The following is a 21,202-nucleotide window of genomic DNA, read 5'->3' as shown; positions in this document are numbered from 1 at the left end:
CAGGGCTTTATTTTTTCCGCTCAATCGGTTTCTGTTTTTCTGATATTTGGCGTAATCTTACTAATAACATAACCATCAATTAGTAAGCTATGAGTGAGAATAACCTGATTGGAGCCACCGGTTACCGCTTCATCTCAAAAGGCAAGACGGCATACAAAATCCATATCCACACGCCTGACGATACAGTTCTGCATCGGTCGGTTGGGTTTGTGCGACTTGGAGAAGAGAAGGCACTTAAAAAAACCATCAAACTACGTGATGAACTCGGTAAACAGTTATGGGGGAAATTCTGGGGCAAGGTGCTCAAAGACCCATACCTAATGACGCGACTCCCACACAGCCTAGAACCTAAAATCGTATTCAAACCCAATCCAACTCAAAGCGACCCTGAACATCGCGACGAATGTTATATTGCTAAGTGGCGCGTGTTTACCGAAAACGGTGAGTATAAATATCGAACTAAAGTCTGCTCAATTAGAAAACATGGCCGACTAGCCGCATACAGCCAAACCAAGCGAGCGTTACTGGAAGCACACAAAGATGTAATTGATCTCTTGGTATTCATGGGACGCCTAAACAGCATTGACCTCAAGTAGTCACACCGCTGCAGACCATGATACCTCTCCTAAATCGATGTCTTACCAGAAGCAGGGCAATGTGCAACCAGCCATAAAAAAACAGCGACCGGGATCGCTGTTTTTTGTATCGAGGTAAATCACTAAGCCTCTTGGCACAACTCCGCTAGAGCAGACAAGCGTCGCTGAGACTCTTTGACATATGGATTCGACTCATCCCACGCGTAACCAGCCAAAATAGAACAAACCATCTGCTTGATCTTAGGATTCGGTTTTTCATAGAAAATCACGTCCTGCAGCGAACCCGAATACCAACCTTCGACATAAGTTCGGAATGTATCCACCCCTTTCATCAAAGGCTGGGCATACTCCTTGTCCCAATCCACTGCTTCGCCATTGACATGCCTAGCCACGCAATCTACGGCATATTCGGCAGACTTCATCGCAATTGTCACACCAGAAGAGAACACCGGGTCAAGGAACTCGCCAGCATTCCCGAGCAGAGCATACCTGTCAGTGGCTAAGTGTTTGACGTTGGCTGAGTAACCGCCAATCTCACCTGCAGGATTAGAGTACTCGGCTTGGCTTAAAATATTGGCCAACCCCGGCTCTTCACTAGCTACCTGCTTAAGCAGCGCTATCTTATCTTCTGGGTAGTCTTCGAAAAAGCTTGGTTCGCCCACGACACCAAATGAAGAGACACCATTGCTGAATGGGATTAACCAATACCATACGTCAGGGTTAGTTGGATGGACAGAAATAAGGATTTTGTTCCTGTCGTATTCTAAGTCATGTTCCGCCGACTCGATGTTATCGTGAATGTGGGTAAACACTGCCTTGCGAGGTGGCAAGCACGACGGCTCCTCTAGATTTAACATCTTAGGCAGCACACGACCAAAGCCGCTGCCGTCTAGTACATAGTCAGCCTCGATTTGGTACAACTCTTCGCCTTCTGGTTGAACATCCAAAATAGCGTGCTGGTCAGTAAAACGAATATCGATAAGCTCGTGCTGGTAATCAATAGCCACACCTTGCTTTTGCGCCTCGTCGGCAAGTACTTTATCAAAAGTGGCGCGCTGAACTTGGAAAGTGGTGCCAGGGCCTTTCGAGAACTTATCTTGGAAATCAAAGGCGGTATACACACCGCGCTTACGAAACGCAGCCCCATCTTTGTATTGGAACTGGGCGGACTTGACAGCTTCTGTCATTCCGGCTTGTTCAACGACTTCCATACACGCTGGTAATAGACTTTCGCCAATAGAAAAGCGAGGGAAAACACTCTTCTCGATCACGCGAACGTCTATCCCTTTTTTATGGAGTAGAGCCGCGGCAATTGAACCTGAAGGGCCGGCACCGATAACTACTACTTGAGTCTTTATTTTTCTCATTACTGTCATCACCAAAATTAAATGTTAAGCGGCTTTTAGTTCAAGGAGCGTATGTCCTAGCCCGATATCATCGGTGCGAGTCACCACTTCAAACCCTGCTTCAGCGACAATCTCTAAGAAATCTTCACTACGATAGAAGCGGCTATTTCCGTTGGCTAAGCAGGTGAAGTACAGCGATGTCGCATTCAAGCTATAAGAGGCTGCATCGTATTTTTGCGCATCCCAGAATAGCTCCAGAATATAAACTGTCGCTTGTTCTGACATATGCGAACGAACTCGCTTCAAGATGCTTAAGATTTCCATCGGAGAAAAACAGTCTAAGAACTGACTCATCCACCACACATCCGCCCCCGTTGGCAGCGCTTGTTGCTTATCCAGCATATTGGCAGGATAAGGGGTAATTCGGTCTTCAAAGCCTTGCTCTTTGGCATTAGCCATCGCCATCTCTAACTGCTGCGGCAAATCAACAATCGTGATTTCAACATCCGAATCATAACCGCAACACTGCAGTGCCCACTTACCGGTATTTCCACCAATATCCACCAGCGATTTAGGCTGCTTTTGAAAGACTTTTTCCAGCAAAATTGGGAATGAGCGATCCGAATAAAAATGATCAAACTTAAACCAACTCTCTTTCGCTTGTTGAGGCAGTTGAGACAACCCTTGATAGATCGTCTCCCACTGGCCCAACTCTTTCAGCCCTGCCGGGGTGCCCTTTTGGATGGCTTCAGTCAGATGCATCATAGCGGCGTAACAAACATCCGCTGTAAAATCCATATTCGCTTCAGTCATACCATCATGCAGCAGATAAAAGCCAAGATTTGCGATTCGATAATTAGGCTTATCCCACAGCACAATATGCGCACTTAATGCCATATCGAGCAGGACTTTAACACCGTATTCAGACACGCCAGTTCTAGTCGAAATATCACTGGCGTTTAAACCTTGTTCACCTGCGTCATCAAGGGCTTTAAGTATCCCTAAATCACGCAGTGTACGTGCAGTGTGGAACACTATCGGCGCGAAAGAGAGCTTCTGAGCCTCTGTTTTTGCTTCAAGTGCATTGAATGGATCTAAATTATAATTGGACACAAAAAACCTTAACTTATTCTTTATAAAACTATTCAGCGGCCATTTGCGCTAGCTTTCGTTTAATATCAACGTTCAGGTTATTGACCCAACGGTTGTAGTTGCGATGAATTTCACCGTCGTCATATTTTAAGTTCTCTGACTCGACATACAGAATCGAATAGAATTTATCGCTGTAAGGAATTTCAACAACCGCATGGTGAGAGCGAACATATAACTCTGCTCGAATAAGACCAGGCTTCACCTCAGAAACCAACCAGCCGCGATCAACTGCCGACTCATAAATCGCTGATCTTACCTGTTTACTTTGAAGATTATGTGCAACTGGAGTATCCTCAACGTTCATAACTGGCTGTACACGACCACAGCCTGCGAGAACCAAAACGAATAACATTGAAGCGGCAATTTTGAATAATTTCATTGTATTTCCTTACCTATATTTGTGTTTAACTCGCATAGTATTTAATTAGACCCAATTCAAATCAATACTCTATGTCAAATCAATCTCATTTAATGTCGTTCAATATTGAAAAATGGTGTGCAAATTCTCCTGGGCTCACGACTCAACAGGATTGGCAGGCATGGAGTGCAATAATGCAGTGGCCAGAAGAGACGACCACTGACTTCAAAACAATTCCTCCGATGATGCGTCGCCGCATGAGTGTTCAAAGCAAGCTTGCTGTGCAAACCGCACTAACACTACTTGAAGAAAACGATATCCATTTCTTAGTCTTTGCCAGCCGTCATGGCGAACTGCACCGAACCGTCGCATTGGTTAAATCAATTTTAGAGGGTGAAGACGCGTCTCCAATGGCCTTTTCTCAATCCGTGCACAACACCGCTGCCGGGCTGACAACAATTGCCGTGAAAGCGCCGCTTCCTCTGAGCTCGATCGCTTCTGGTGTGGATACATTCCATAATGCACTCATTGAAGCCTATCTCTATTTGAGTCAGCATCCTGAGCATAAAGTGATGGTCATCGATTTCGATCAACCTCTACCTGAGCTATATAAAGAATACGAAACTCAGGTTTATTCTGACTACGCACTAGGATTGGTGTTGAGCCAAGGAACTGGATACTCTCTCAGCAGAGAGACCTCAGATATTGAGTTACAGGAAGTCGCGCTCCCACAAGGTTTGCTGTTTCTCCAGCACTACCTAAAAAAACAATCCAATTGGACAATCCCAGGTAAACGTCAAACTTGGTTGTGGAATAAACATGGTGAATAAACTGAATCAATACTGGCGAGTATTCGCCACTGGGCTGTGCTTTTCGATTTTTGGCTTGGGCGGTTTGGTTCTGAGTTTTATCATTCTGCCGCTGATTGCGATCACCACATCCAATACCATCCAACGTGAACTCAAAGCACAGCGTTTAATTTGTCTCACGTTTAATGCGTTCTGCCGAATCATGAAATTCACTGGCGCCATTGACTACCGCATTGATGGAATTGAAACGCTACAGCAAGATCGCAACTGCATCATTGTCGCTAACCACCCAAGTTTAATTGATTATGTCCTTATCGCATCTCAACTGCCACAGTGTGATTGTCTAGTTAAGGCCGCGATTTGGGAAAACCTGTTCATGAAGCGAATTGTAAAGGCCGCTGGTTATATCCCTAACCAAGCGCCTGATGACCTTCTTGAACGTTGTGAAGAGCGTTTCTCTCGTGGCAACGTGTTGTTGATATTTCCAGAGGGAACGCGCACTACGCCCGGCGTCACTCCTTCTTTACAGCGTGGTGCCGCGCAAATCGCCACTCGAACAGAGACGGATCTACGTGTCATTCACATCACGGTCACGCCCTCATTTCTCACAAAAGAGAAGAAGTGGTACCAAGTTCCTTCAACGAAACCCTTTTTTCATGTCTCAGTCAAAGGTAAAATAGAGGTGACACCGTTTATTGAGAGCTCAAATAATCTAACTTCTGCGGCAAGGCGCTTAAACCGGCATCTTGCGGAAAACATTTTTCCCGAGCAAGAACAATAAGCCTCTCATCACCCTTTTGATTTGAGTAAATGTGCTTCTATTCGATCGCACAGACTCGCATGTATATAGACAAGTAGGCCAAAGTGGAAACATTACATAACGAACTAAAACAGCTGATCATTGATGCTTTAAACCTTGAAGATATGAGCATTGATGAAATTGAAACTGAAGCTCCACTATTTGGTGATGGTTTAGGTCTAGACTCGATTGATGCACTTGAGCTTGGCCTGGCAATTAAGAAGAAATACAACATTGTGATTGACGCTGATGATTCAAACACACGTCAGCACTTCGCTTCTGTTGCTAATCTAGCAAACTACATCACATCGCAAACGAACAAGTAGAAAGATTTCCTTATGACACAAGCAAACCAACAAGAAGTATTTAATCAGGTTAAAGATGCGCTTATCGAGCTATTCGAGCTAGATGCTGAAGAAATCACACCAGAAGCACATCTTTATCAAGATCTTGACCTTGATAGCATTGATGCTGTGGATCTGGTTGTTCACTTGCAAAATGTAACGGGCAAAAAAATCAAGCCTGAAGAGTTCAAAACAGTACGCACCGTCAATGATGTGGTTGAGTCTGTCGTTGAACTTCTCAAGGACGCATAGTGCGCCCCCTGCTGACCCTATTGTCGGCACTGATCATCTTCTCTTACCCAATTGCCGTCTACTTTGGGCTCAATAAGTTTGGCCTGCAAGCGGTAGGAGGAGTGTTGGCCACCGTGTTTCTGGTACGAATCGTGACCGGTGGTCAGGCTAAGATCAAAGAACTTAAACACCTTGCGTGGATGAGTGGTGGTGCTGGTTTACTGCTACTGCTTTTAGGCATGATATTTAAACAGCACGGTTGGCTCACCTACTATCCGGTTGTCGTCAATCTGTGTATGTTCACAGTGTTTGCACTTAGCCTCACTCAGCCTCAAACGATCATTGAACGCCTCGCTCGATTACAAGAGCCAGAGCTACCACAAAGCGGCATCGACTACACAAGAAAAGTAACCAAAGTTTGGTGTGGCTTCTTTGTGCTCAATGGTGCCATCGCACTCTATACTTGTTTCCAATCTCTTGAGTTGTGGACACTTTACAACGGTTTAATCAGTTATCTACTAGCTGGTATTTTGTTTGCCGTCGAGTGGGTAATCCGACAACGCGTACGTCAAAACTAAAATTATGAACAAACACCCTCGCTATACTTCTCTCGCTCAGCTATTCCTGGTGAATCGATCTCTAGATTCCGTTCTCTGTTTTGATGACAAATCACAGATCAGCTGGCAAGAGTTTCAAAATGATGTAGCGAAACTTTGCCGTCTATTATCCGATGCATCGACGCAACGTACCGCTATCTGTACTCAAGACAGCTACTTTTTTACAGTCGCATTCATGGCTTGTGCTTTATCAAACAAGCAGATTGTCCTGCCCGGTAATTATCAACCGGAAGCGCTATCTGAGCTCAGTAGTGAATATGACCTGCTGTTGGTTGATGAAAGTATTCAAGTGGTGAGCAACACCAACACTCTGCTCCTATCGAACCAACTCTTTGATACTCAAGCAGGCGATACGATCAATGAGTCAATCGATCTTAGCGCAATAGAACTGATTCTATTTACTTCAGGGTCAAGCGGCACACCGAAAGCGATACACAAAACACTAGAGCAGCTTGATATTGAGATTGCCGAGCTCAGTAAAAACTGGCAATCGATGCTGACAGGCAGCCGTGTTCACAGCACAGTTTCGCATCAGCATATCTATGGTTTGCTATTTCGTATCTTATGGCCGCTCTGCTCGTCAGTACCTTTTTCTCGTTTCAATTTGGAGTATCCAGAGCAAATCGTTTCGCATGCCGACTCACAAATGGTATTGGTAAGCAGCCCAGCTCTCTTGAAGCGTCTTTCTGAAGAGCAAAGTGCGAAACCTCTGGTTGGCGTTTTTTCGTCTGGTGGTCCTCTGCCATTAGCAGCCGCCCAACAAGCTCGCGCTCTATTTGGTGAACTGCCCATCGAAGTTTTTGGCAGCACAGAAACGGGCGGAATCGCTTACCGTCAACAGCTAGATGCTCAAACCCCTTGGCAACTCTTTTCATGTATCCAAGCTGAATTAAACCCAGAGAATTGCATCAAATTACTGTCACCTTATATTGACCGAGACAACTGGTACCAAACGGCTGATGAGTGTGAAATGGTTTCTGACAACCAATTTATTCTCAAAGGTCGTACTGACCGAATCATCAAGATTGAAGAGAAACGTATCTCTCTGGTTGAAGTAGAAAAGCGCCTTGAGCAGCTGTCGTGGATTAATGAATGCGCCGTTATCCCATTTGAAGAGCCAAATCGTTTGATTCTCGCTTCTGTGATCGTGCTTTCCGATGAAGGAAAACAGACGCTTAACAGTGTCGGTAAAGGCAAGTTTTGGTTACTATTACGCAATGAGCTTAGAAAGTGGCTTGAACCGATTGCGATACCAAGGCGTTTTAGAGTAGTTGAAGAGATCCCGCTCAATAGCCAAGGCAAGCGGCTCTCACCACAAATAGAAAAAATCATAAACACGCAATAATTCGCCTCAAGCGACGTCATTAAAACAATAAAGTAAAGCCAGTGCTATGGACAAAAGAAAGCCAACCATTTTACAGATTGAGACCCAAACAAATGAGTCGACACTCACGCTTAAGGTGGATGCCGACTTAACTGACTTTAAAGGGCACTTTAAGGGTTTTCCTATCCTGCCCGGCGTCACTCAGATTGATTGGGCACTCACCTATGCAGTCCAAGAGTTGGGCGTACCGCCTCACTTTAAAGGTATGGAAGTGATCAAGTTCCAAGAACCCGTTTTGCCCGATGCGACGGTCACATTGGCACTAAAATGGGACTCAGATAAACAAAAACTGGCGTTTAGCTACACCTCAGATAACGGCAATTGCACGCACTCTTCAGGCAAAATGAAGCTAGGAGAAAAAAGTGAATAGCGTGGCGGACATTGAAGCCCAAACAAGCTACCAAGCCTGTTTTTTGATTCCCTGCTATAACCACGGCTCGACAGTGGCAGCGGTTATTGAATCCCTTAAAAGCTATGCACTACCCATTATTTTGGTCGATGACGGGAGCAATGCCGAAACCAAGCAGCACCTAAAGCCATTGGCTGAGCTTGATAACGTAACTTTAGTGACTCTAATCGAGAACCAAGGCAAAGGCGGCGCAGTCAAAGCGGGAATTGAACGAGCTCAACAGCTGGGTTTCAGCCATGCCATTCAGATTGATGCTGACGGTCAACACGATCTAGAGGCTCTACCTAAACTTCTTGAAAAATCGCAAGCAGCACCAACCCACCTTATTTCTGGGCAGCCTGTCTATGATGACAGTGTGCCTAAATCACGTCTGTACGGGCGTTACGCAACGCATATTTGGGTATGGATAGAGACCCTGTCTTTCTCAATCAAAGACAGCATGTGTGGCTTCCGCGCCTACCCGATTACTGCAACACAATCTGTACTCAACAAGTACGATGTTGGCTCGCGTATGGATTTCGATATCGAAGTGTTGGTGCGTCTGTACTGGGAAGGTTGTGATATTGATTTTATCGACACTCGCGTGATCTATCCAGAGGGCGGTATCTCGCACTTCGATGCGCTGTGGGACAACGTAAAAATCAGCTGGATGCATACTCGACTGTTTTTCGGCATGCTACCACGCGCTCCGAAACTGATCGCCCGCCACTTCAACAAAACAGAAAAAAGCGGCAGCAATCAACCCCACTGGTCACGCACTCAAGAGCGCGGCACAGTGCTGGGTATCAAACTGCTGTTGATGATCTACACCCTGCTTGGACGCGGTGTCTTCAATCTGATCCTCAAAGGCGTGATGCGCTACTACCACCTAACAGGAAAACGCGCCCGCGAAGCATCTGAGCATTATCTACACACACTCAAGCTGTATGCCGAGCAACACAATATTGATCTGCCAAGTAACCTAACCAGCTACCATCATTTGCTTTCGTTTGGTCACACTATGTTGGACAAACTCGCCGCTTGGAAAGGAGATTTCTCGGTTGAGAACCTAACGATTCATGGCCAAGATCAGTTTGAAAATATGGTCAACAATGAGCAAGGCGTGGTTATCCTAGGCTCGCATCTTGGTAATATCGAACTCTGTCGCGCACTCGGTCGCAGACACTCAAATATTAAGATCAACGCACTGGTCTTTACGGAGCATGCCGAACGCTTTAATTCGGTAATGAAAGCGGTAAATCCAAACTCAGACTTAAACCTTATCCAAGTCAGCTCAATGGGACCAGATACCGCTATCTTGCTTCAACAAAAACTTGAACAAGGTGAGTGGATCGTGATTGTTGGCGATCGTACCTCCACCAGCAAAGAGAGCCGCTCAGTATGGGCGGAGTTTTTAGGACAACAAGCTCCATTCCCACAGGGGCCATTTATGTTAGCTTCTGTTCTTAAAGCCCCAGTATTCTTGCTCTTTGGGCTTCGTGACGATAGCAGTAAAAAGCCTCATTTTAACGTCTACTTTGAACATTTTAGCGACAAGATAGTCTTACCAAGAAAGACGCGTGAACAGACACTGCAACAAGTGGTTCAGCAGTACGCTGACCGACTTCAGCACTACACATTGAAGGCCCCCCTTCAATGGTATAACTTTTTTAATTTTTGGACATTGAGCAATCAGCACCATGACGAAAAAGACTCAAAATAGCATCACATTTGGTGCAGAACGCCTAACGATCGAAGACGTTGTCGCGATCTCTCAAGGTGCTAACGCAAGCATGAACACCGACCCAGCCTTCACCTCTAAGATTGACCGAGGCGTGGCATTTCTTGAACGCCTTTTGAAAGAAGAAGGAGTCATTTATGGTGTGACGACTGGCTACGGTGATTCGTGTACCGTTGCTATCCCACCTAACTTGGTGGATGAATTACCTCTGCACCTGACTCGCTTCCACGGTTGTGGCCTTGGTGAGACACTCACTCATGATCAAGCGCGTGCGGTATTGGCGACACGCCTTTGTTCACTATCCCAAGGCGTGTCAGGGGTTAGCCATGACTTGCTCAACCAAATCGTTACTCTGATCAACAATGACATTGCACCACGCATTCCTCAAGAAGGATCTGTAGGTGCAAGCGGTGACTTAACACCACTCTCCTACCTAGCGGCTGCGCTCATTGGCGAACGCGATGTGTTGTACAAGGGTGAAGTGCGACCAACGAGCGATGTATACAACGAACTAGGCATTACACCGATTAAGCTGAAGCCAAAAGAAGGCTTAGCGCTGATGAACGGGACATCGGTCATGACGGCTCTTGCTTGTATCGCCTACAAGCGTGCTGAGTACCTATCTCAGCTATCAACTAAAATCACCGCCATGGTGTCTGTCGGCATGCACGGTAATGACTTCCACTTCGACGAAGCGCTGTTTGCAGTGAAACCTCACCCTGGCCAGCAACAGGTTGCCGCTTGGTTACGTGATGACTTGCAAGCTGATCGTCCGCCGCGCAATAGCGACCGCCTACAAGATCGCTATTCACTGCGCTGCGCACCGCACGTTATCGGTGTAGTGGAAGATTCACTGCCGTGGTTACGTCAAATGATTGAGAACGAGCTCAATAGCGCGAACGACAATCCAATCATCGACGGTGATAACGAGCGTGTACTGCATGGCGGTCACTTCTACGGTGGTCACATCGCAATGGCTATGGATACGTTAAAAACGGCAATCGCTAACCTTGCCGATCTGCTTGATCGTCAAATGGCGCAGTTGATGGATTACAAATTCAACAATGGTCTACCGTTCAACCTAACGGGTGCTCAAGGTGAGCGTAAGCCAATCAACCACGGCTTTAAAGCAGTTCAGATTGGTATCTCAGCTTGGACGGCAGAAGCGCTAAAACACACCATGCCAGCAAGTGTGTTCTCTCGCTCGACCGAATGCCATAACCAAGACAAAGTCAGCATGGGTACGATCGCCGCTCGTGATTGCTTGCGAGTGTTAGAGCTAACTGAGCAAGTTGCCGCCGCTTCACTCTTAGCAGCAACGCAAGCTCTGGAGCTACGTAAGCGTGCTAATGAGCTCGACGAGCACCACATGAGCGACAACTTGAAGCAGATCCGTGATCAAGTGATGCAAGAGTTTGAGTTTGTTGTTGAAGACCGCCCATTGGAAAGCGATCTGCGTCTGTTTATTCAGCGTATTCAACAGCAGCACTGGACACTGTATTAAGCCGCCTAACTGTATTAACGAAAGAGCCAACTATGTCTGACATCCTTCATCCACTTTCAGCCGAGGTTACCATTGTGACCTCATTCCAAGACGCCGATCCAATGGGCGTTATCTATCATGGCAATTACTTCCGATTTTTTGAGGAAGCAAGACGCGTCATGATGGACAAGCTAAAGTACAACTACCTTGAGATGAAGGACTCAGGCTACATGTGGCCAATCATTGATACTCGAGTGAAGTATGTAAAAGCGATCCCATTCAACCATGAGATAAAAGTGACTGCGCGCCTCACTGAGTGGGAAAACCGACTGCGTGTCGACTACGAGATTCATGATGCCAAGACAGGCCAAAGAATGACCCGTGCTCACACAATGCAAGTTGCAGTGGCGATTGAAACAGAAGAGATGTGTTTTGCCTCTCCAAGCGCCCTCACCGAAAAGGTGAACCACTGGCATCAACATGGTTGCTTGAGTGAAGATAGCCCCTTTACCGCTAACAAAGAGAAGTCTTGCCATGAATCTGCTTAGCTTTCGTTCGCTGACCTCATTAGCAACCTTCTCCCGAGTGCTGTTGTGCTGCTTTCTGAGCCTGTTCGTTGCTTCTCATGTTTGGGCTGACTCAGAAAAAGGAGAAGTAAAGACACTTGCTGATTTACAGACAACACTGAGTCACCAATCCATCATCCGTGGCGACTTCACTCAAACTCGCACGATGGAAATGTTCGATCAGCCGCTGTTATCGCAAGGCTCCTTTCTGCTTGATAAAGCCAATGGTCTATTGTGGAACCAAACCACACCTTTCCCTGTGCATTTAGTATTGACTGACAATAAGCTTAGCCAACGCTTTGGTAAACAACCTGCACAAGTGATCACTGACAAAGAGAACCCAATGGCCTTTTACTTCAGCCATATTTTTCTTTCGGTGTTTCATGGCGATACTCAAAAACTGACAGAGCAATTTTCGTTGAATTTTTCACCAAGCGACGCAACGACAAGTTGGACTCTCTCACTCACACCCAAGCATGCACCGATGAATGCTGTTTTTGAGCGCATAATTTTGCAAGGCAAGAGCGACATTGAACGCATCGAGCTCAAGGAGATCCGAGGCGATAGTACGCTCATCGAATTCTCTAACTTCAACCACCAACCGCAAAGACTTACGGATGACGAAGCACAGCAGTTCCAACTCTAAATTTGCCTTAACCTGGCTAATCCTCGTCATTTTTTTTAGCGGATTGTTAATCAAACAATTCGCTTTTTCTTCTGCAGTGCCGATTGAAACCAACATTCTGAAGTTACTTCCAAAGAATCAGCAAGATCCTTTGGCAGAGCAGGCTTTCGAGCAACTTTCTAACTCAATGAGCGAGCAGGTACTTTTTCTCGTCTCTTCCGAATCGGCTAAGCAAGCGATCGCTGCTGCCGCAAGTTTTGAACGTGGTTTAAATCGTGACATGCTTGCCAACGACTCCCCGCTGTTTTCTAAAGTTCAGGGGAAGGTCAGTGCCAACACGCAAAATCAATGGAGTGATTTCTATTTTCAGCATAGAGCTCAGCTCCTCACAGAACAGCAGAAGCAGACCTTAGAGCATGCGCCAGAGAACCAAGTTCAATACGTAATCCAGTCTCTCTATAACCCGTTTTCAGGAGTCACAGCGACAGAGCTGTCACTGGATCCATTTCTGCTGTTCCGTGATTACATTGGTGAAGTCGGCAAGACCAGCACCAACTTCACCCTGCAAGAGCACTACCTAACAACGCAGTCCGCAGGGCGCACTCATGTGTTGATCACCGCTACTTTGGCTGGTTCTCCTTACAGTCTGAATACTCAAGAGAAGCTGCCGCTCATAGAGTCGATTGAGCAAAATATCGAGCAAGAGTTCGGCGTTGAAATTGCACATACTGGCGTCGTGTTTTATGCCGACTATGGGACCAAGAGTGCTAAATCTGAAATCAATACCATTGGCCTTGGCTCCTTAGCTGGGGTCATTATTTTGATTTGGATGACATTCCGCAGCGCCCTTCCCCTCGCCTTATCATTAATCTCGATCGGCACCGGATTGTTGGTGGCATTGGCTAGCACGGTCGTGATTTTTGGCCAAGTGCACCTATTCAGCTTAGTGTTCGGCGCGAGCTTAATCGGTGTCTCTATTGATTACTCTTTCCACTATCTTACTGACCGGCTAGTTGCCGGGTCTCGCTGGCAAAGTGACAAAGGGCTAAAACATATTTTAATGGCGATAAGTCTTGGTTTAGTGACCAGCTTAATCGGTTACTTAGGGTTACTGATTGCTCCGTTCCCCGGCCTACAACAATTGGCGTTGTTTTCGTCTATTGGTCTGTTTGCGGCCTACACGACTGTAGTTTGTTGGTATCCGATATTAGCGAAGCGACCAAGTCAAGACCGACCGCTACCTCTTGCTTCCCTGCTGAACGCATGGCTCCAGCTTTGGAGCAAGCCTGCCCTGCGCTACGCCTTGCCAACGCTCATTGCTGCGGCTAGCATCGTCGCATTGACCCAAATTCAATACCTTGATGACATTCGTCAGTTGCAGGCGATGCCTGAGACATTGAAGGCGCAAGAGCAGACCATTACATCAGTATCAGGGATTGGCAATAGTCAGTCGATGCTGCTAATCACCGCAGGCAACGATCAAGCTCTGCTAAAATCACTGCATCGACTAGGCGACGAGCTGGATCAACTGGTCAGCAACGGGACGCTTTCTGGTTATCGAAGTATCCACCAGCTCCTGCCAACGACTCATGAGCAAAAGCTCAACTACCAACTCGTCAGTGAATTGTATCGCAATCAAAGCCAACCTCTACAGAGTGGACTGGGCTGGGCGAGCTTTCCTGAACTCCCTGTGTATCGAGAGATCACGGTGAACGACTTCTTACGCTCACCAGTGTCAGAACCCATGCGTTCATTGTGGCTTGACCCCATCAATGGTCAACAAGCCGCAATCGTGCTTCTCCAAGATATTGATGACTCACAGCGTTTTGAGGCGTGGTTAAACAATAAAGAGACTCAGCTTTTAGGGATTAAGTACCTCAACAAAGCGGATGAAATCTCTTCACTATTTTCTGAGTATCGCGTCAAAGTACTGGAGCTACTGCTGGTAGCACTGGCAGGTATTGGGCTGGTTCTAGGCTGGCGCTATGGCCCTAAAAGAGCCATCATCATGCTGCTGCCATCTATCATTGCGGGTGCTGCCGGGCTTGGCGTTACAGCCGCTGTAGGCTCAAGCATCAATCTCTTCAATCTACTCGGCCTAATACTGATCTTAGGTATCGGTATCGATTACACGCTATTTTTTGCCGAACAGAAGAAGTCGCTTGGCACCCTACTCGCGATATCGCTCTCCGGCATCACAACGCTTCTCTCCTTTGGGTTGCTATCCCTAAGCCAGACTCACGCTATCCATAGCTTTGGTGTCACCGTGCTCACTGGTATATTTGTGGCGTGGTTGCTCTCTCCAATGGCGATAGGAGCTGAAGGTAATTCAGCGAAAAGAAGGACAAAATAATGGTTCTAGCACACCTTAAAACATGGCGCTATTCGATAAAGATCGGAGTAGCCTTTGTGCTTGCTGCAACGTTAAGTGCTTGCTCTCTTGGTCCGCAAAATACTCGCCAAGCCTTGGTCACTATTGATGAAAACACACAAGTTGCGCTTCCTAAACCAGCAAAGCTTGGCTATGAATTGACCACAAGCCAACTGATTACGGCGAGCTGGGGTGAAACACAACAACAGCTACCGGTACAACTGCAAGTTAATCAAAACAAGGTAGTGCTCGCAGGCTTCTCCTCTTGGGGCACCCGAATTTTATCTCTTCAGTATCAAGATGATACAATCGATACGCAGGTATTAACTGGGCTCGATGACACCCTGCCAGCACCAGAGCAAGTACTGTTCAATCTCATGCTAACGCTATGGCCAATCGAGGCATGGCAAAGTTCGTTGAGCGACATAGGTTGGCACATTGTTGAAACAGCCAACCAACGTGTCGTCTACGATAAGAGCAATACACCGGTCATCGAAATCCGCTACTTTGCGACAGATAACCAACAGAAAGTAGAGGGAGACATTGTGTTTGAGCACCTCACACAGGGGTATCGTATCAATATCCAAACCCTGAGTTCAAACCTAACCACTCCAGCAACGAAGAACGAAACACTATGACGATTTACATTCATGCCTGTGGTTTTCACTCCGCTTTGGGTTCTAATCACAATGATATTCACCAGCGCCTACAAAGTGGTGTTGGCTCAAATATGGTGGAAGCACTCGATCTATTAAATGATGGACAGCCAACAGTCGTCGGGCGAGTTGACGGTGAGCTTCCGAGCATCCAAGCACCTTTCGAGGAGTACAACTCACGTAACAATCGTCTTGCTTTGTCTGCGTTGTCGCAAATAGAGTCAGAGATCGAGCAAGCTAAAGCCAAATATGGTCATGACCGAGTTGCCGTTATTATAGGGACAAGTACATCCGGCATTTCAGATGGTGAGCTCGCGTTCACCGAGAAATTGAAAAATGGACAATTTCCACAGTCATACCACTACTCTAAACAAGAGCTTGGTAATATCAGCGAATTCGTGAGTCACTATTACGACCTGCAAGGCCCAAATTACGCTATCTCTACCGCCTGCTCTTCAAGTGGCCGTGTGTTTTTGAGTGCCAAGCGACTGCTCAACTCAGGAATGGTCGATGCTGTCATTGTTGGCGGTGTCGATACCCTATGCAAACTAACCTTAAACGGCTTTCATGGCTTAGAGGCCTTATCTACCGAGCATTGCCAACCGTTCAGTGCGCAACGTAAAGGCATCAATATCGGTGAGGCAGCGGCCTTCATGTTGCTAAGTAAAGATAAGTTGAAACAGCCATCCGTCGCGCTTCTCGGTTGCGGCGATAGCTCTGACGCTCACCACATTTCTGCACCGCACCCTGAAGGTAATGGAGCAGAGCAAGCGATGCGAAATGCACTTCGTGATGCCGACCTAGAGCCAGAACAGATTGGCTATGTCAATGCGCATGGCACAGCGACGCCGCTCAATGACTCAATGGAAAGCAAAGCTATCTCGCGCGTCTTTCCAAACAAAGTGCCAGTGAGCTCAACCAAGCCACTTACCGGCCATACTCTCGGAGCAGCCAGCGCAGTCGAGGCCGCCATCGCATGGCATATCCTTAGTTTCGATTTATCTCTTCCCTTACAAAAATGTCAGGATAAAGCTGAAGATATCGATATTGATTTGGTAGACTGTTACCAAAAGCTCAAATCAAAAAACATCTTAAGCAACTCGTTTGCCTTCGGTGGAAACAACATTAGCCTTATTTTTGGTGTAGTAAATGACTAATATCCCTTCGGTAGACCAACTTCTTCCCCACGACGATCCGATGATTCTTATCGACAGAGCGATCAAGATTGAAGAACAAGCGATTCACTGCCAGGTAGATATTGGTGAACATCATCTATTCTACGACTCAGAATCTCAAACCATGCCCGCATATGTTGGCATTGAGTTTATGGCGCAGTCTGTCGCTGCATGGTCTGGGTATCATGCATTGAATCAAGGCGAGCAGCCTCCCATCGGTTTTCTTTTAGGTTCGCGTCGATACAAATCGCTTTGCGACCATTTTACCAAGGGACAAACCTTAGATATCTATGCAGAACAATTGATGGAAGATAACGGCATGGCGGTGTTCACATCAAAAGTAGAGCACCAAGGAGAGTTGGTGGCTCAGTGTCAACTCAATGTTTACGTGCCAACAGAACAAAAATTACAAGAAATGAAAACGAGGAATCAGTCATGACTCGCCAAGTATTAGTCACCGGTGCCAGCAAAGGCATTGGTAAGGCCATTGCTATTCAACTTGCCAAAGATGACTTTCACATTGCTGTTCACTATATGGGTGACAAGCAGGGTGCTCAAGAGACTCTAGAGCAAATTGAATCAGAAGGGGGCTCAGGCCGTCTGATTCAGTTTGATATCAGTAATCGTGAACAGTGCCGAGAGACACTTGAAGCAGATATTGCAGAACACGGTGCATACTACGGTGTGGTAAACAATGCGGGAATTACTCGTGACACGGCTTTCCCTGCCATGACAGAAGAAGAGTGGGATGGCGTTATCCATACTAACCTAGATAGCTTCTACAACGTACTTCACCCATGCGTGATGCCGATGGTTCAAAAACGTAAAGGTGGCCGAATTGTCACTCTAGCGTCTGTCTCTGGCATCATGGGAAACCGCGGTCAGACTAACTACAGTGCTGCGAAAGCGGGTGTTATTGGTGCAACCAAATCGCTCGCCCTTGAACTGGCAAAACGCAAGATTACCGTGAACTGTGTCGCTCCAGGTCTGATTGATACAGGTATGGTTGATGATCATGTGAAAGAGCACGCGCTACCACAAGTTCCACTACGTCGCATGGGCGAGCCGGAAGAAGTCGCAGGCTTGGTGAGCTACCTCATGTCTGATATCGCCGCTTATGTCACGCGTCAGGTGATCTCTGTAAATGGAGGTCTAGTATGACCCGCCGTGTAGTCGTTACTGGAATGTCAGGCGTTACAGCCTTTGGCAACAACTGGCAAGATATCGAACCAAAACTAAAAGCGTGCGAGAACGCGACTCAGTACATGCCAAGCTTTGAGCAATATGACGGCCTCAACACCAAACTCGCTGCACCAATTGACGATTTCCAACTGCCAAAGCACTACAAGCGCAAGCAAGTTCGTGGCATGGGTCGTGTATCTCGCCTAGCAACGGTCGCGACCGAGAATGCTCTTGAGCAAGCTGGCTTAATTGGGCATGACGTATTAACCAATGGTGAAACTGGTATTGCTTACGGCTCTTCAACCGGCAGTACTGATGCAGTTGGTGCGTTTGGTGTGATGCTGAATGAGAAATCGACACGAGCAATTACAGCTACCACATACGTACAGATGATGCCGCACACAGCTGCAGTTAACGTGGGTCTGTTCTTCGGACTTCGTGGTCGTGTTATTCCCACCAGCAGTGCATGTACGTCCGGAAGCCAAGCCATCGGCTACGCTTATGAAGCGATCAAGCACGGCTACCAAACTGTGATGGTTGCAGGTGGTGGTGAAGAGCTTTGCCCAACAGAATCTGCGGTGTTCGATACCCTTTTTGCAACCAGTTTGAAAAACGACACACCCAAGAAATCACCAAGTCCATACGACAGTGAACGCGATGGCCTAGTGATTGGTGAAGGCGCTGGTACTCTGATTCTTGAAGAGTACGAGCATGCAGTAGCACGTGGCGCTAAGATTTATGCGGAAATCATCGGCTTTGCCAGCAACTGTGATGCCGCCCACGTAACCCAGCCGCAAATGGAAACCATGCAGATCTGTATGGAAAAAGCCCTCAAAGATGCAGACCTTGCTGCAGACAAAATTGGTTATGTTTCAGCACACGGCACCGCGACAGAGAAAGGTGACATTGCCGAGAGTAATGCAACAGCGAACATCTTCGGTGAAGTGCCAATCAGCTCTCTCAAGAGTTACTTTGGTCATACACTAGGCGCGTGTGGTGCGATTGAAGCATGGCTCAGCCTAGAAATGATGCATAGCGGTTGGTTCAGTCCAACGCTTAACCTTGAAAATGTGGATGAACAGTGCGGTAAACTGGATTACATCACGGGCTCTGGTCGCGAATTGGATGTTAAATACCTAATGAGCAACAACTTTGCCTTTGGCGGTATCAACACCTCTATCATCTTTAAGAAAATCTAGGAGCCATAATGAAAAACGCCCTAATCCTATTCGCCGTTGCACTACTGGCTGGTTGTAGCGCGCCTAAATACTCAGGCAACGCTCTGCCAGACGCAAACAGTATTGAAAACGTCACGATTGTAGAAGACACCAAGACACGTTCTGTGTTTCTTGATTCTATGCTTGACTGGTGTTTGAACAACCAAGTGAAGTGTAAGGTTGTCACAGATGGCTCTGAACACAAGCCTGAAGAAGTCACCTTAGACTATGTCTCTCGCTGGAGTTGGGATTTTAGAACCTTCGTCGCAGACGCCAAGATCTCAGCTTACCAAGGCCAAAAGCGCGTCGGTAACGTTGAGTTTAAAGCGCCAAATAGTGCCAACTTATCTAAGTTCGGCGATGATATGGAACGCATCAAAGCGATGATGGACATCTTATTTGACAAGAAGACAGCTCAAGAAGCGACTCAAATGATTGCCGATGAGAAACTGTAATTTTAAAAGTTTCAGTTAAATAAAAAGGGTCAGTAACCAAGTTACTGACCCTTTTTTGAATCTAATAATTGCTCAATTAAGCGTTAGCTTCACGCTCTGCGATGAACTCAAGAGCCATCTTGATGCGAGCGATAACGCGCTCTTTACCAACAAGCTCCATCACAGCATCCACAGAAGGAGACTGACCGCCACCTGTCACTGCTACGCGAAGTGGCATACCGATTTTACCCATGCCGATCTCTAGCTCTTCACAGACTGCTGCGATCACACCGTCTTTGATGTTTGCTGTTGTGAACTCTTCAAGCGCTTCAACTTTAGCAAGAGCAAGCTCTAGTGGACCTTTAGCAACACCACGTAAGTGCTTCTTCGCCGCACCCGCTTCAAACTCAGAGAAATCTTCGTAGAAGTAACGAGATTGCTCTGCAAGTTCGATCAGCGTGTTACAACGCTCGCCGACTAGCTTAATCACTTCTGTGATAGCTGGGCCGTTTGCTGTATCAATCTTCTGCTCGTCTAGGTGCCATTGCAGGTATTTTGCAACGTACTCAGGCTCAGAAGTCTTGATGTAGTGGTTGTTCAACCAAAGTAGTTTTTCAGTGTTGAACGCAGACGCAGACTTGCTGATTGCATCTAGGCTGAATAGGTTAATCATCTCTTCTTGAGAGAAGATCTCTTGGTCACCGTGAGACCAACCTAAACGTACTAGGTAGTTGTTTAGTGCGTTTGGTAGGTAACCTTCATCGCGGTATTGCATTACTGATACAGCACCGTGACGCTTAGACAGTTTCGCACCGTCATCACCTAGGATCATTGCACAGTGAGCGAATGTTGGAACTGGCGCGCCCAGTGCTTCATAGATGTTGATTTGACGAGGTGTGTTGTTGATGTGGTCTTCACCACGAACAACGTGTGTGATACCCATGTCCCAGTCATCCACTACTACTACGAAGTTGTAAGTAGGAGCGCCGTCTGTACGACGAATGATTAGATCATCAAGTTGGCTGTTAGCAATTTCAATACGACCACGGATTTGGTCCTCAAATACTACGCTGCCCTCTTTCGGGTTGCGGAAACGGATAACGCACGCATCACCTTCTTTTGCTGCTGCGTTCGCTGCAACAACTTTAGGGTGGTTTGCATCGTAGCGAGCCATCTCTTTGTTTGCTTCTTGCTCTGCACGAATTTCGTCAAGCAGCTCTTTAGACGCGTAACATTTGTATGCTTTGTCTTCAGCAAGTAGCTTATCAACCATTTCGTTGTAACGATCAAAACGCTTAGATTGGAAGTAAGGGCCTTCGTCCCACTCCATACCCATCCATTGCATGCCCTCTAGAATTGCATCTACCGCTTCTTGAGAGTTACGCTCCAAGTCTGTGTCTTCGATACGTAGAACGAATTCACCGCCTTGGTTTTTAGCGAATAGCCAAGAGTAAAGTGCAGTACGTGCACCACCAACGTGAAGATAGCCAGTTGGGCTAGGAGCAAAACGAGTTTTAACCGTCATTTAAATACCTTGATTGTGTAGGTGATCAGTTCAGTGTCTGGTGGATAGATCCCTACTCACCAGTCCTAAAATTTGGGCGCTATTTTATCACTCCCATTCAATTCTACAATCAGTAGTGAGCGATAAATACTCGGTTCTTCATAGAAACCTTACCTTCAAGTTGAGTGATGATAGCAACAGACACCCACTTCCACGCCTCAGTA

General features: G+C 46.7%; 22 protein-coding genes and 2 pseudogenes. 20 read left to right on the top strand and 4 right to left on the bottom strand.

The window, feature by feature from the left end; translation table 11 throughout:
* The first annotated feature begins 89 nt into the window (after positions 1-89).
* Positions 90-596 (top strand): Fe3+-citrate ABC transporter substrate-binding protein, encoded by a 507-nt coding sequence (locus vsple_RS03925; protein ID WP_255231225.1) that lies wholly within the window; start codon positions 90-92, stop codon positions 594-596.
* A gap of 122 nt (positions 597-718) precedes the next feature.
* Here the strand turns inward: vsple_RS03925 and vsple_RS03920 are convergent, their stop codons facing one another.
* The 3 genes from vsple_RS03920 to vsple_RS03910 are packed head-to-tail and all read right to left on the bottom strand — an operon-like array spanning position 719 to position 3,473.
* Positions 719-1,963: an NAD(P)/FAD-dependent oxidoreductase gene (locus tag vsple_RS03920; protein ID WP_261882724.1), complete on the bottom strand. Its 1,245-nt coding sequence runs from the start codon at positions 1,961-1,963 to the stop codon at positions 719-721.
* Positions 1,964-1,987: 24 nt separating this feature from the next.
* A complete protein-coding gene (locus vsple_RS03915; protein ID WP_261882723.1) occupies positions 1,988-3,055 on the bottom strand; it encodes a methyltransferase in 1,068 nt (355 codons plus the stop codon).
* Positions 3,056-3,083: 28 nt separating this feature from the next.
* Positions 3,084-3,473: a hypothetical protein gene (locus vsple_RS03910; protein WP_255231228.1), complete on the bottom strand. Its 390-nt coding sequence runs from the start codon at positions 3,471-3,473 to the stop codon at positions 3,084-3,086.
* A gap of 71 nt (positions 3,474-3,544) precedes the next feature.
* On the opposite strand from vsple_RS03910, the gene vsple_RS03905 reads away from it, so the two are divergent.
* From vsple_RS03905 to vsple_RS03820, 19 genes and pseudogenes are all read left to right on the top strand, one after another.
* Complete coding sequence (locus tag vsple_RS03905) at positions 3,545-4,282, top strand: beta-ketoacyl synthase chain length factor (protein WP_261882722.1); 738 nt, start codon at positions 3,545-3,547, stop codon at positions 4,280-4,282.
* Positions 4,275-5,042 carry a lysophospholipid acyltransferase family protein gene (locus tag vsple_RS03900; protein ID WP_261883117.1) on the top strand — a complete coding sequence of 256 codons (768 nt, stop codon included), beginning with the start codon at positions 4,275-4,277 and terminating at the stop codon, positions 5,040-5,042. Before vsple_RS03905 ends, vsple_RS03900 begins: the two co-directional genes overlap by 8 nt.
* A gap of 83 nt (positions 5,043-5,125) precedes the next feature.
* On the top strand, positions 5,126-5,386 hold the full coding sequence (locus vsple_RS03895) for a phosphopantetheine-binding protein (protein WP_255231231.1): 261 nt from the start codon (positions 5,126-5,128) through the stop codon (positions 5,384-5,386).
* A 12-nt stretch (positions 5,387-5,398) separates the two neighbouring features.
* Positions 5,399-5,656: an acyl carrier protein gene (locus tag vsple_RS03890; protein WP_032550100.1), complete on the top strand. Its 258-nt coding sequence runs from the start codon at positions 5,399-5,401 to the stop codon at positions 5,654-5,656.
* Complete coding sequence (locus vsple_RS03885; protein WP_261882721.1) at positions 5,656-6,213, top strand: COG4648 family protein; 558 nt, start codon at positions 5,656-5,658, stop codon at positions 6,211-6,213. Before vsple_RS03890 ends, vsple_RS03885 begins: the two co-directional genes overlap by 1 nt.
* Before the next feature lie 4 nt (positions 6,214-6,217).
* The gene (locus vsple_RS03880) at positions 6,218-7,597 is read left to right on the top strand and encodes an AMP-binding protein (RefSeq protein ID WP_261882720.1); all 1,380 of its coding nucleotides are present in this window, start codon (positions 6,218-6,220) and stop codon (positions 7,595-7,597) included.
* A gap of 46 nt (positions 7,598-7,643) precedes the next feature.
* Positions 7,644-8,006 (top strand): ApeI family dehydratase, encoded by a 363-nt coding sequence (locus vsple_RS03875; protein ID WP_261882719.1) that lies wholly within the window; start codon positions 7,644-7,646, stop codon positions 8,004-8,006.
* Positions 7,999-8,757: pseudogene (locus tag vsple_RS22000) on the top strand (glycosyltransferase family 2 protein); the annotation flags it as partial. The gene vsple_RS03875 and the pseudogene vsple_RS22000, both read left to right, overlap by 8 nt.
* Before the next feature lie 9 nt (positions 8,758-8,766).
* Positions 8,767-9,747: pseudogene (locus tag vsple_RS21995) on the top strand (LpxL/LpxP family acyltransferase); the annotation flags it as partial.
* The gene (locus vsple_RS03865; protein ID WP_261882717.1) at positions 9,725-11,269 is read left to right on the top strand and encodes an HAL/PAL/TAL family ammonia-lyase; all 1,545 of its coding nucleotides are present in this window, start codon (positions 9,725-9,727) and stop codon (positions 11,267-11,269) included. The pseudogene vsple_RS21995 and the gene vsple_RS03865, both read left to right, overlap by 23 nt.
* Positions 11,270-11,301: 32 nt before the next feature.
* Positions 11,302-11,796, top strand: a complete 495-nt coding sequence (locus vsple_RS03860; protein WP_261882716.1) for an acyl-CoA thioesterase — start codon at positions 11,302-11,304, stop codon at positions 11,794-11,796.
* Positions 11,783-12,460, top strand: coding sequence for an outer membrane lipoprotein carrier protein LolA (locus tag vsple_RS03855; protein ID WP_261882715.1), 678 nt, complete (start codon positions 11,783-11,785; stop codon positions 12,458-12,460). The genes vsple_RS03860 and vsple_RS03855 overlap by 14 nt, the downstream gene beginning before the upstream one ends.
* Positions 12,432-14,792, top strand: coding sequence for an MMPL family transporter (locus vsple_RS03850; RefSeq protein ID WP_261882714.1), 2,361 nt, complete (start codon positions 12,432-12,434; stop codon positions 14,790-14,792). The genes vsple_RS03855 and vsple_RS03850 overlap by 29 nt, the downstream gene beginning before the upstream one ends.
* Complete coding sequence (locus tag vsple_RS03845; protein ID WP_261882713.1) at positions 14,792-15,448, top strand: DUF3261 domain-containing protein; 657 nt, start codon at positions 14,792-14,794, stop codon at positions 15,446-15,448. The genes vsple_RS03850 and vsple_RS03845 overlap by 1 nt, the downstream gene beginning before the upstream one ends.
* The gene (locus vsple_RS03840; protein WP_261882712.1) at positions 15,445-16,623 is read left to right on the top strand and encodes a beta-ketoacyl-[acyl-carrier-protein] synthase family protein; all 1,179 of its coding nucleotides are present in this window, start codon (positions 15,445-15,447) and stop codon (positions 16,621-16,623) included. The genes vsple_RS03845 and vsple_RS03840 overlap by 4 nt, the downstream gene beginning before the upstream one ends.
* A complete protein-coding gene (locus tag vsple_RS03835; protein ID WP_261882711.1) occupies positions 16,616-17,080 on the top strand; it encodes a hotdog family protein in 465 nt (154 codons plus the stop codon). The genes vsple_RS03840 and vsple_RS03835 overlap by 8 nt, the downstream gene beginning before the upstream one ends.
* The gene (locus vsple_RS03830) at positions 17,077-17,802 is read left to right on the top strand and encodes a 3-ketoacyl-ACP reductase FabG2 (protein ID WP_261882710.1); all 726 of its coding nucleotides are present in this window, start codon (positions 17,077-17,079) and stop codon (positions 17,800-17,802) included. The genes vsple_RS03835 and vsple_RS03830 overlap by 4 nt, the downstream gene beginning before the upstream one ends.
* Positions 17,799-19,022 carry a beta-ketoacyl-ACP synthase gene (locus vsple_RS03825; RefSeq protein ID WP_255231245.1) on the top strand — a complete coding sequence of 408 codons (1,224 nt, stop codon included), beginning with the start codon at positions 17,799-17,801 and terminating at the stop codon, positions 19,020-19,022. The genes vsple_RS03830 and vsple_RS03825 overlap by 4 nt, the downstream gene beginning before the upstream one ends.
* 8 nt (positions 19,023-19,030) lie before the next feature.
* Complete coding sequence (locus vsple_RS03820; RefSeq protein WP_261882709.1) at positions 19,031-19,495, top strand: Sbal_3080 family lipoprotein; 465 nt, start codon at positions 19,031-19,033, stop codon at positions 19,493-19,495.
* Positions 19,496-19,571: 76 nt separating this feature from the next.
* On the opposite strand, the gene gltX is transcribed toward vsple_RS03820, so the two are convergent.
* Positions 19,572-20,999: a glutamate--tRNA ligase gene (gene gltX / locus vsple_RS03815; protein WP_255231247.1), complete on the bottom strand. Its 1,428-nt coding sequence runs from the start codon at positions 20,997-20,999 to the stop codon at positions 19,572-19,574.
* Positions 21,000-21,202: the final 203 nt, after the last annotated feature.

Origin of the sequence: Vibrio pelagius, from assembly GCF_024347575.1 — a bacterium.
In the GTDB taxonomy this organism is placed as follows: Bacteria; Pseudomonadota; Gammaproteobacteria; order Enterobacterales; family Vibrionaceae; genus Vibrio; species Vibrio pelagius.
Note: the sequence above shows the minus strand (reverse complement) of the source record. Positions and strands in the feature narration are given on the sequence as shown.

Excerpts from the sequence above, each read along its gene's own strand:
- vsple_RS03925 (WP_255231225.1), top strand. The coding sequence starts at position 90 with ATGAGTGAGAATAACCTGATTGGAGCCACCGGTTACCGCTTCATCTCA.
- vsple_RS03880 (WP_261882720.1), top strand. The coding sequence starts at position 6,218 with ATGAACAAACACCCTCGCTATACTTCTCTCGCTCAGCTATTCCTGGTG.
- vsple_RS03855 (WP_261882715.1), top strand. The coding sequence starts at position 11,783 with ATGAATCTGCTTAGCTTTCGTTCGCTGACCTCATTAGCAACCTTCTCC.
- vsple_RS03865 (WP_261882717.1), top strand. The coding sequence starts at position 9,725 with ATGACGAAAAAGACTCAAAATAGCATCACATTTGGTGCAGAACGCCTA.
- vsple_RS03920 (WP_261882724.1), bottom strand. The coding sequence starts at position 1,963 with ATGAGAAAAATAAAGACTCAAGTAGTAGTTATCGGTGCCGGCCCTTCA.
- vsple_RS03840 (WP_261882712.1), top strand. The coding sequence starts at position 15,445 with ATGACGATTTACATTCATGCCTGTGGTTTTCACTCCGCTTTGGGTTCT.
- vsple_RS03890 (WP_032550100.1), top strand. The coding sequence starts at position 5,399 with ATGACACAAGCAAACCAACAAGAAGTATTTAATCAGGTTAAAGATGCG.
- vsple_RS03875 (WP_261882719.1), top strand. The coding sequence starts at position 7,644 with ATGGACAAAAGAAAGCCAACCATTTTACAGATTGAGACCCAAACAAAT.
- vsple_RS03845 (WP_261882713.1), top strand. The coding sequence starts at position 14,792 with ATGGTTCTAGCACACCTTAAAACATGGCGCTATTCGATAAAGATCGGA.
- vsple_RS03835 (WP_261882711.1), top strand. The coding sequence starts at position 16,616 with ATGACTAATATCCCTTCGGTAGACCAACTTCTTCCCCACGACGATCCG.
- vsple_RS03830 (WP_261882710.1), top strand. The coding sequence starts at position 17,077 with ATGACTCGCCAAGTATTAGTCACCGGTGCCAGCAAAGGCATTGGTAAG.
- gltX (WP_255231247.1), bottom strand. The coding sequence starts at position 20,999 with ATGACGGTTAAAACTCGTTTTGCTCCTAGCCCAACTGGCTATCTTCAC.
- vsple_RS03860 (WP_261882716.1), top strand. The coding sequence starts at position 11,302 with ATGTCTGACATCCTTCATCCACTTTCAGCCGAGGTTACCATTGTGACC.
- vsple_RS03905 (WP_261882722.1), top strand. The coding sequence starts at position 3,545 with ATGTCAAATCAATCTCATTTAATGTCGTTCAATATTGAAAAATGGTGT.
- vsple_RS03825 (WP_255231245.1), top strand. The coding sequence starts at position 17,799 with ATGACCCGCCGTGTAGTCGTTACTGGAATGTCAGGCGTTACAGCCTTT.
- vsple_RS03850 (WP_261882714.1), top strand. The coding sequence starts at position 12,432 with ATGACGAAGCACAGCAGTTCCAACTCTAAATTTGCCTTAACCTGGCTA.
- vsple_RS03910 (WP_255231228.1), bottom strand. The coding sequence starts at position 3,473 with ATGAAATTATTCAAAATTGCCGCTTCAATGTTATTCGTTTTGGTTCTC.
- vsple_RS03820 (WP_261882709.1), top strand. The coding sequence starts at position 19,031 with ATGAAAAACGCCCTAATCCTATTCGCCGTTGCACTACTGGCTGGTTGT.